This window comes from Streptomyces sp. T39 (assembly GCF_008042045.1).
GTDB lineage: Bacteria > Actinomycetota > Actinomycetes > Streptomycetales > Streptomycetaceae > Streptomyces.
This window is the reverse complement of sequence record NZ_RDBP01000012.1, coordinates 601,637-609,899: the sequence shown is the minus strand read 5'-3', so window position 1 is coordinate 609,899 and position 8,263 is coordinate 601,637. Positions and strand designations below refer to the sequence as shown.

At 73.2% G+C, this 8,263-nt stretch carries 8 protein-coding genes and 1 pseudogene; 3 read left to right on the top strand and 6 right to left on the bottom strand.

Going from position 1 to position 8,263, the window contains the following annotated elements; all coding sequences use genetic code 11:
• From EAO77_RS03650 to EAO77_RS03635, 4 genes are all read right to left on the bottom strand, one after another.
• On the bottom strand, positions 1-1,360 hold a 1,360-nt coding region (locus tag EAO77_RS03650), incomplete at its 3' end, for an MFS transporter (protein WP_187283103.1).
• Complete coding sequence (locus EAO77_RS03645) at positions 1,357-1,551, bottom strand: hypothetical protein (RefSeq protein ID WP_147986677.1); 195 nt, start codon at positions 1,549-1,551, stop codon at positions 1,357-1,359. The genes EAO77_RS03645 and EAO77_RS03650, both read right to left, overlap by 4 nt.
• Before the next feature lie 68 nt (positions 1,552-1,619).
• Positions 1,620-2,276: an ArsR/SmtB family transcription factor gene (locus EAO77_RS03640; RefSeq protein WP_147986676.1), complete on the bottom strand. Its 657-nt coding sequence runs from the start codon at positions 2,274-2,276 to the stop codon at positions 1,620-1,622.
• A 74-nt stretch (positions 2,277-2,350) separates the two neighbouring features.
• Entirely contained in the window at positions 2,351-2,830 is a 480-nt protein-coding gene (locus EAO77_RS03635) for an Lrp/AsnC family transcriptional regulator (RefSeq protein ID WP_147986675.1), read from the bottom strand.
• A 122-nt stretch (positions 2,831-2,952) separates the two neighbouring features.
• Between EAO77_RS03635 and hppD the strand changes: the two genes are divergently transcribed.
• Complete coding sequence (gene hppD / locus EAO77_RS03630; protein WP_147986674.1) at positions 2,953-4,098, top strand: 4-hydroxyphenylpyruvate dioxygenase; 1,146 nt, start codon at positions 2,953-2,955, stop codon at positions 4,096-4,098.
• Positions 4,099-4,190: 92 nt separating this feature from the next.
• Here the strand turns inward: hppD and EAO77_RS03625 are convergent, their stop codons facing one another.
• The gene (locus EAO77_RS03625; RefSeq protein ID WP_187283102.1) at positions 4,191-5,849 is read right to left on the bottom strand and encodes a tetratricopeptide repeat protein; all 1,659 of its coding nucleotides are present in this window, start codon (positions 5,847-5,849) and stop codon (positions 4,191-4,193) included.
• 108 nt (positions 5,850-5,957) lie between these two features.
• Between EAO77_RS03625 and EAO77_RS03620 the strand changes: the two genes are divergently transcribed.
• Positions 5,958-7,325 carry an FAD-binding oxidoreductase gene (locus tag EAO77_RS03620; RefSeq protein WP_147986673.1) on the top strand — a complete coding sequence of 456 codons (1,368 nt, stop codon included), beginning with the start codon at positions 5,958-5,960 and terminating at the stop codon, positions 7,323-7,325.
• 60 nt (positions 7,326-7,385) lie between these two features.
• Here the strand turns inward: EAO77_RS03620 and EAO77_RS03615 are convergent, their stop codons facing one another.
• Complete coding sequence (locus EAO77_RS03615) at positions 7,386-7,868, bottom strand: SsgA family sporulation/cell division regulator (RefSeq protein WP_147986672.1); 483 nt, start codon at positions 7,866-7,868, stop codon at positions 7,386-7,388.
• 222 nt (positions 7,869-8,090) lie between these two features.
• Here EAO77_RS03615 and EAO77_RS41225 point away from each other — a divergent pair.
• Positions 8,091-8,186, top strand: a pseudogene (locus EAO77_RS41225) (DUF2510 domain-containing protein); the annotation flags it as partial.
• Positions 8,187-8,263: the final 77 nt, after the last annotated feature.

Here is an 8,263-nt window from a genome sequence, read left to right as displayed (position 1 = left end):
CGGTGATGTTCGAGCGGGTGCCCGAGGAGTTGCGCAGCCGGGTCATGAGCGTCTCGACGGCGGGCGTCCTGATGACGACGCCGCTCGGCGGCCTCGCGGCAGGCCAGTCCAGCTCGCGCCAGGCGGGGAAGACCACCGGGGCGAGCGTGACCAGGAAGTACAGCCCGCCCATGACCAGCAGCGCGGCCGTCAGCCCGCTCCGCTCGATCAGCTGGCCTGCCGCGAGGCCGCCGAGCGGCGTCGTCATCAGGACGCCCGCCGTCGAGACGCTCATGACCCGGCTGCGCAACTCCTCGGGCACCCGCTCGAACATCACCGTCGTCAGGATCGGGTTGAGCATCCCCGCCCCGAGCCCCCCGACCGCCATGGTGGCGGCCAGCGGCACCGTCCCGTCGACCAGCGCGGCCACCACGAAGCGCGGCATCCCGCACAGCACGAACGCCACGGTGAACACCACCCGCCGCGGAAGACGGTGCCCGGCGGCCGCGTGGAGCAGGGCCCCGAGCAGCGCGCAGCCGCCGAAGACGGCGGCGAGGAGACCGAGGTCCCGGGCGCCGCCCAGGTTCTCCTTGGCGTGCACGGGCAGCAGCACCGAACTCCAGCCCTGGTCGATGCCGTTGGTGAGCATCACCATCAGCATGACGCCCAGCAGCAGCCTGCTGCGCAGCAGGAAGGCGCACCCCTCCCGCAGTTCGGCGCGGTAGGCGCGGAACGACACGGGGGGCGCGTCCCGCCGCGGCTCGGCGGCCGGGATCCCGCGTACGCCGCCGGCGACCAGCAGGGCCGAGACGCCGAAGGTCACCGCGTCGACGATCAGGACGGCCTCGGCGCCCACCGCCGCGATCAGCACGCCCGCCAGTGCCGCGCCGGTCATCCGGGCACCGCGGGAGACGGCGTCGAAGAGGCTGGCGGCCCGGGAGAGGGGCGTGCCCGCCCGCGCCGCGAGGTCGGGGACGAGGACGTGGCGCGAGGTCTCACCCGGCGCGTGGACCAGGCCGGTGAGTGCCATCAGTGCGCACAGCATCCAGAAGCGCAGCGCCCCCGCGTAGTGCAGCAGGGGGATCGCGGCGATGGCGAGGGCACAGACGAGGTCGCTGGCGACGCCGACCCGGCGGCGGCCGATCCGGTCGATGACCGGTCCGCCGACGATGGCCGAGACCACCACCGGGAGCGTCGCGCAGAACGCGACCAGGCCGGCCCTGGCGGGGCTCCCCGTGGTCTGGAGCGTGAACCACGGGACGCCGATGAGCGTGAGCGAGTTGCCGCTGATCGAGACGGCGTTCGCCGCCAGCACCGCGGCCAGCGGCCGCCGGTCGTGCCCGGCGGCCGCGCCGCCGTCCCTTCCCCCCTGGCTGTTCACGCGGGCAGCGCCCCGGCCGCGTCGTGCCCGGCGGGCCGGCGGACCAGGTGCAGGCCCAGATCGACGAGGATCCAGCCCACCCTGGCGCGTATCGGTTCACGCGGTACCGGTGACACGGTCTGCGCGGCCTCGGCCCGCAGGTCCCCGGCACGCAGATGGTGCAGTGTCAGATGGATGTCGGCGGAGTGCATGGCGACAGGACCCCCCTCGGGTCGGTGGCGCATGGGCGGGCAGGTGCGGCGGCGGTGGGGTGGGCGGTTCACTCCAGGACGCGCGGCAGCACATGGTGGTGCAGCCGGACCTGGGCCACGCCTTCGGTGCCCGGCGCGGGAGCCGCCTCGCGGTAGGTGTCAATCAGCGCGTGGACCCGCTCGTTCAGCTCGCGTGCCTGGTCGGGTGTCAGGCGCAGGGTGAAGTCGCTGAGGTCGGAACTGCGCCGCCACTCGTCGGGCCACTGGTGCTGGGTGCCGAGCCAGGTGGCCACCTCCTGGGTGTGCGTCGTGGCGATCTCGTGGATGAAGAGATCGGCCGCGCCGCGCACGGCCGGGTCGGGGTCGGTGAGGAGGCTGTCACTGAAACGGGTGCCGTCCGTGGCCGCTCGCCACCAGCGTTCCCGGCCCTTGCCGCGTTCCGGCGCGTCCTCGACGAAGCCGTGCGCGGCGAGCTGGCGCAGGTGGTAACTGGTCGCACCGCTCGACTCGCCCAGCAGGGAGGCGAGTTGGGACGCGGTGGCCGGGCCGTCGTGCCGCAGCGCGGCAAGCAGACGCATCCGCAGGGGATGGGCCAGACCGCGCAGCGAATGCGGGTCGAGCGTCCGCACCGTCGGCGCCTCGTGCCCCTGCTCACCGGGCTCCTGGCCAAACGTCCCGGGCCGGTCGTGCTCGTCGTGCTCGTGGGTGTCGCCGCGCTCGGTCATGTTGCAAAGATAGCTTTGCACAGAAAACCTTGCAACGCTTTCTTTGCAACAACTTCTTTGTACGCCCCCCCGGCTCACCGTTCCGCGGAGTCACCCGCCGCCTGCTCCACCAGGGGGATGATCCGCAGCGGGACCGGGTTCTCCATCACGATCGCCGTGGACGCCCGGACGATCCCCTCGAAGCCGACCACCCGGTCGATCACCCTCTGGAGATCGGCGTTGGAGCGGGCCACCAGCCGGCAGAACATGTCGCCGTGGCCCGTCGTCGTGTGCAGTTCCAGCACCTCGGGGACGGTCGCCAGATGGGCCCGGACGTCGGAGCCCTGGCCTTGCTTGATCTCCAGCGTGGCGAAGGCCGTCACCGGGTAGCCCAGCGCCGCCGGGTCCACGTCCGGGCCGAAACCCCTGATCACGCCGTGCGTCTGGAGCCGGTCCAGTCGCGCCTGCACGGTCCCGCGGGCCACCCCCAGCCGCCGCGACGCCTCCAGCACGCCGATCCTCGGCTCCCGTGCCAGAAGCACGATGAGCCTGCCGTCCAGATGATCGATCGCCATGTCCGCCTCCCCGATGGTCATCCTGTACACAACGCCCGGCGATCCGCCCGGTCGGCTGAACACATTGTCCAGCCGGTACGCAAACTATTGCGCACCTTGCGGTCCGGGGGGAGCCTGCTGCCATGACTGAGACCACGCATCACACCCCCGACACCGCGCGCGAGGCAGACCCCTTCCCGGTCAAGGGAATGGACGCGGTCGTCTTCGCCGTGGGCAACGCCAAGCAGGCCGCGCACTACTACTCGACGGCGTTCGGCATGAAGCTCGTCGCCTACTCCGGACCGGAGAACGGCAGCCGCGAGACCGCGAGTTACGTCCTGACCAACGGTTCGGCCCGCTTCGTCCTCACCTCCGTGATCAAGGCGACCACCGACTGGGGCCGGTTCCTCTCCGACCACGTGGCCGCCCACGGGGACGGCGTCGTCGACCTCGCCATCGAGGTGCCGGACGCGCGCGCCGCGTACGCGTACGCCGTGGAGCACGGCGCCACCGGCATCGTCGAGCCGCACGAGGTCAAGGACGACCACGGCGTCGTCGTCCTCGCCGCCATCGCCACGTACGGCGAAACCCGCCACACCCTGGTCGAGCGCAAGGACTACGACGGCCCGTACCTGCCGGGCTTCGTCGCCGCGGACCCCATCGTCGAGCCGCCCGCCAAGCGCACCTTCCAGGCGATCGACCACTGCGTGGGCAACGTCGAGCTCGGCCGGATGAACGAGTGGGTCGGCTTCTACAACTCGGTGATGGGCTTCACCAACATGAAGGAGTTCGTGGGCGACGACATCGCCACCGAGTACTCCGCCCTGATGTCCAAGGTCGTCGCCGACGGAACGCTGAAGGTCAAGTTCCCGATCAACGAGCCGGCGATCGCGAAGAAGAAGTCGCAGATCGACGAGTACCTGGAGTTCTACGGCGGCGCCGGCGTCCAGCACATCGCGCTGGCGACCAACGACATCGTGTCCACCGTGCGGTCGATGCGGGCGGCGGGCGTCCGGTTCCTCGACACCCCCGACTCGTACTACGACACCCTCGGCGAGTGGGCCGGCGAGACCCGGGTGCCGGTCGAGACGCTGCGCGAGCTGAAGATCCTGGTCGACCGCGACGAGGACGGCTACCTGCTCCAGATCTTCACCAAGCCGGTCCAGGACCGTCCGACGGTCTTCTTCGAGATGATCGAGCGGCACGGGTCGATGGGCTTCGGCAAGGGCAACTTCAAGGCGCTCTTCGAGGCGATCGAGCGCGAGCAGGAGAAGCGCGGCAACCTCTGAGCCGCCCGCCTGCCACGACGACGGCCCGCCGGACCCCGTCCGGCGGGCCGTCACCTCTGTGGCCACCCCGCGACCGCCCGGCCCCGCCGGGGTCAGCGCGGCCCCGTGCTCCCCGCCGGCGAGGGCGAGGCCGCCCCCGGCGCCGACCGGGGCGGTGTCGCCCTCGCCGCCGTAGTACCGCCCGCGGACGGCGACGCCGCACCCGCACCCGCCCCCGTCGCGGCCGAGGCCGGCGCCGCGGCCGTCGCGGCCGGCGACGCACCCGTCCCCCCGTCGCCCGCCTTCCCGGCACCCGCCTCCGCGGGCTTCGTCTCCGAGGGCTTCGGCTTCGCGGGCTCCGGCTCGTCGCCGCGCGTGATCTCGTCCGGACCGTCGCCCCACAGATTGGCGGGACCGCCCGGGGCCGGTTCGCCCATGTCGTCCAGCGCCTCGCGCGCGGCAGGCGCGAGCAGCGGGGAGAAGCCGGGGTTGGTCCGCAGCGCCTCCTCGAGGTGCCGCCGGGCCGCGCCGTACGAGCCGAGCTCCCGCTCGATCTCCCCCCGGTGGTACGAGAACAGCGCGCTGCGCAGCCCCTGCCCGGTGGCGAGCTTCGCGAACGGCAGCGCCTCCTCCGCCCGCCCCGCCCGGTACAGCGCCCAGCCCATCGCATCGGCGACGTGCACGCTGCGGTGCCCCTGGCGCCACTCGCCCTGCAGCCGCCGCACCGCCGCCGCCGGGTCGCCGTGGTCCGCCTCGTACCGCGCCAGCACCAGGTCCTGGTCGACCCCGTGCTCGCGCGCCTTCGCCGCCAGCGTCCGCACCTGGGCGTACCGGACGCCGGCGTCCCCGTCGAGGCCGAGGGCGTCGTCGAGCTCGCCCGCCTCCAGGGCGTACTCGGCCAGCGGCAGCTCCTCCAGCACCGTGCGCCAGTCGCGCTGCGCCTCGCCGGTGCGCCCCAGTGCCGCCAGGGCGCGCGCCCGCCCCGCGAGCGCCCGCCGCGCCTCGGGGTCCTCCTTCAGCGCCGCCTCGTGGTGCTCCAGCGCCTCGGCCGCTTCGCCGCGCTCCCACGCCAGTTCGCCCTGCCGGCCGAGCGCCGCCGCCTTCTCCCAGCGGGTCGAGGAGGTGAGCGCCGCGTCGTACGCCAGGGCCGCGGCATCCTCCCGCCACCCCTTGTCCCGGTAGATCAGCGCCTCGCGCCCCTTCACCTGGGGGCCCGACGCCAGCTCCTGGAGCGTGTCCATCGCCTTGCCCGCCGCCCCGTGGTCGCCGAGCCCGTTGCACGCGTCGACCAGCACCGGGTACGCCGCCCAGGACGTCGGGTCCAGCTTCCGCGCCTGCTCGCCCCAGGACCTGCCCGCCGCCCAGTCGTGCCGGGCATTGGCCAGCGCCCCCAGCCCGACCACGGCCCCGACGTTCCCCTCCCTGGCCGGCCGCACCGCCAGCGAGCGGCGCAGCGCCCGGTCGGCCTTCGGGTAGAGGGCGAAGTCGCCGGTCCGCGCGGCCCGTTCCACATAGGCCGCCCCGAGCACGGCCCAGGCCCCGGCGTCGTCGGGACGGGCGCGCACGCGGTCCTCGCGGTCGCCGATGAGCGCCTTCAGATCGGCCGGAGCGGCCGGCGCACCCGCCCCGGCGGCCGCCAGCGCACGCGCGGCCGGACCGGCCGGCGCACCGTCCCGCTCACCCCATCCGGGCGCGAGCAGGACCACCCCGGTGACCAGCGTCGCGCCGACCAGTGTGCTCACCGCGGCGTTCTTCAGGGTTTCGCGTCTCATGGCGCTCACTGTGCGTCAGCGGGCAGCCCATACGAAGAACACACTCGGATGCGGGAAGCGGAAGGCCGACGGGTTCACACCGATGGCCCCCGGTGCGACGCTGGGATCATGGACGATCTCCTGGAGCGGCTGCGCAGCGGTCTGCCGGCCGACGCGATGCTCACCGACCCCGACGTGACGGCCTCCTACGGGCGCGACATGGCGAGCTTCTGCGAGGCGGGCACCCCCGCCGTGGTGGTGCTGCCGCGCACGGCCGAGCAGGTCCAGCACGTCATGCGGACCGCGACCGAGCTGCGTGTCCCCGTCGTCCCCCAGGGCGCCCGGACGGGCCTGTCCGGCGCGGCGAACGCCTCGGACGGGTGCATCGTCCTCTCGCTCGTCAAGATGGACCGGATCCTGGAGATCAACCCTGTCGACCGGATCGCCGTCGTCGAGCCGGGCGTCCTCAACGCGGTGCTGTCCCGTGCCGTCAACGAGCACGGTCTCTCCTACCCGCCGGACCCCTCCAGCTGGGAGATGTGCACCATCGGCGGCAACATCGGCACCGCGTCGGGCGGACTGTGCTGCGTCAAGTACGGGGTGACCGCCGAGTACGTGCTGGGCCTGACGGTGGTCCTCGCCGACGGACGACTGCTCAGGACCGGCCGGCGCACCGCCAAGGGCGTCGCCGGCTACGACCTCACCCGGCTGTTCGTCGGCTCCGAGGGCAGCCTGGGCGTCATTGTCGAGGCGGTCCTGGCGCTGAAGCCGCAGCCGCCCGCCCAGCTGGTGCTGGCCGCGGAGTTCCCCTCCGCCCGCTCGGCCTGCGACGCGGTCTGCGCGATCATGGAACGCGGACACACCCCGTCGCTCCTGGAGATCATGGACCGCACCACCGTCCACGCGGTCAACAAGCTGGCGAACATGGGGCTCCCGGAGACCACCGAGGCGCTGCTGCTGTGCGCCTTCGACACCCCGGACCCGGTCGCGGACCTCGCGGCCGTCGCCGGGCTGTGCGAGGCGGCGGGTGCGAGCGAGGTCGTCCCCGCCGACACCCCCGCCGAGTCGGAACTGCTGCTCCAGGCGCGGCGGTTGTCGCTGACGGCGCTGGAGACCGTCAAGTCGGCGACGATGATCGACGACGTGTGCGTGCCGCGCTCGCGGCTCGGCGAGATGATCGACGGCACGGCGGCCGTCGCCGCGAAGTACGACCTCACCATCGGTGTGTGCGCGCACGCCGGCGACGGCAACACCCACCCCGTCGTCTGCTTCGACCACCTCGACCCGGACGAGTCGCGCCGGGCCAGGGAGTCGTTCGACGAGATCATGGCGCTCGGTCTGGAGCTGGGCGGCACCATCACCGGCGAACACGGCGTCGGCGTCCTGAAGAAGGAGTGGCTCGCCAGGGAGCTGGGCCCGGTCGCGCTGGAGTTGCAGCGGGGCATCCGCGAGACCTTCGATCCGCTGGGCATCCTCAACCCCGGCAAGCTGTTCTGACCGCGGCCCGGCCTGCTCCGGCCGGGCCGCCTCGCCGGCAGGCCGCCGCCCCCGTGGTGCTCACGCGTCGCCGTCCGGGGCCTCGTCGGTCAGCGCGCGCCCCCCGCGCAGCGGGCGCTCGTCGGCGGCCGTGGGGGCCAGCAGCTCCGTCAGGCCCTCGTCGATGCGGAGCAGCCCGGCCTCCGTCCCCGGCGGCACCACCCGCAGCGTCCGCTCCAGCCACGCGGACACGACGGTGGCCGACGCCTCCAGCAGCGCGTCGCCGTCGGGGGAGCTGAGCGCGAGCAGCACGACGCCCTGCCCCTGCGCCGTGGAGGGCCACACCCGTACGTCCCCGCCGCCCGAGGGCCGGAAGACCCCCTCCACCAGCAGTTCGCGGGCGAAGGTCCAGCGGACCGGGACGTCGGACCCGACATGGAAGACGACGTGCACGGCGAACGGGTCCGCCGTGCGGTACGTCAGCCGCGCGGGCACCGGGACACTGCGCTCGGGGGAGAGCACCAGGTTCAGCTCCAGCTCGCGTTCCACCACGGTGTTCGTCATCGGTCGGGCCCTTTCTCCGCTGTGCCGGGGCCCGCCGTCCGCGGGCCTCACCAGGAGAGAGCGGCCCGCCCGCCGGCTCTTACGCGACTTCGCCCGGTAACTTTCCGTGATCAGACCCTTACCTGAAAGTGGCCGTTACCGGCGGACCGGCCCAGCCGCACGCGCGGGTCTGATAGATGTAAACCCTGTATTGAGGCCTCGAAGAGATACGGGACCACGGTGATGAGCGCCCCAACCCCGGCCACCGGTGACAGCAGCCCCACGCCCGGCTATTACCCCGACCCTTCCATTCCCGGATATGTCCGGTACTGGAACGGCGGGCGACGGCTGCGCCGGGGCAGGGGCGCCGCCGAGGGAGCGGATCGTCATCGTGCCGTCTCCCGCTCCCGGGCCCC

What these genes read in the sequence shown, in the direction of transcription:
- EAO77_RS03645 (WP_147986677.1), bottom strand. Translation starts at nt 1,551, where the DNA reads ATGCACTCCGCCGACATCCATCTGACACTGCACCATCTGCGTGCCGGG.
- EAO77_RS03640 (WP_147986676.1), bottom strand. Translation starts at nt 2,276, where the DNA reads ATGACCGAGCGCGGCGACACCCACGAGCACGACGAGCACGACCGGCCC.
- EAO77_RS03635 (WP_147986675.1), bottom strand. Translation starts at nt 2,830, where the DNA reads ATGGCGATCGATCATCTGGACGGCAGGCTCATCGTGCTTCTGGCACGG.
- hppD (WP_147986674.1), top strand. Translation starts at nt 2,953, where the DNA reads ATGACTGAGACCACGCATCACACCCCCGACACCGCGCGCGAGGCAGAC.
- EAO77_RS03625 (WP_187283102.1), bottom strand. Translation starts at nt 5,849, where the DNA reads ATGAGACGCGAAACCCTGAAGAACGCCGCGGTGAGCACACTGGTCGGC.
- EAO77_RS03620 (WP_147986673.1), top strand. Translation starts at nt 5,958, where the DNA reads ATGGACGATCTCCTGGAGCGGCTGCGCAGCGGTCTGCCGGCCGACGCG.
- EAO77_RS03615 (WP_147986672.1), bottom strand. Translation starts at nt 7,868, where the DNA reads ATGACGAACACCGTGGTGGAACGCGAGCTGGAGCTGAACCTGGTGCTC.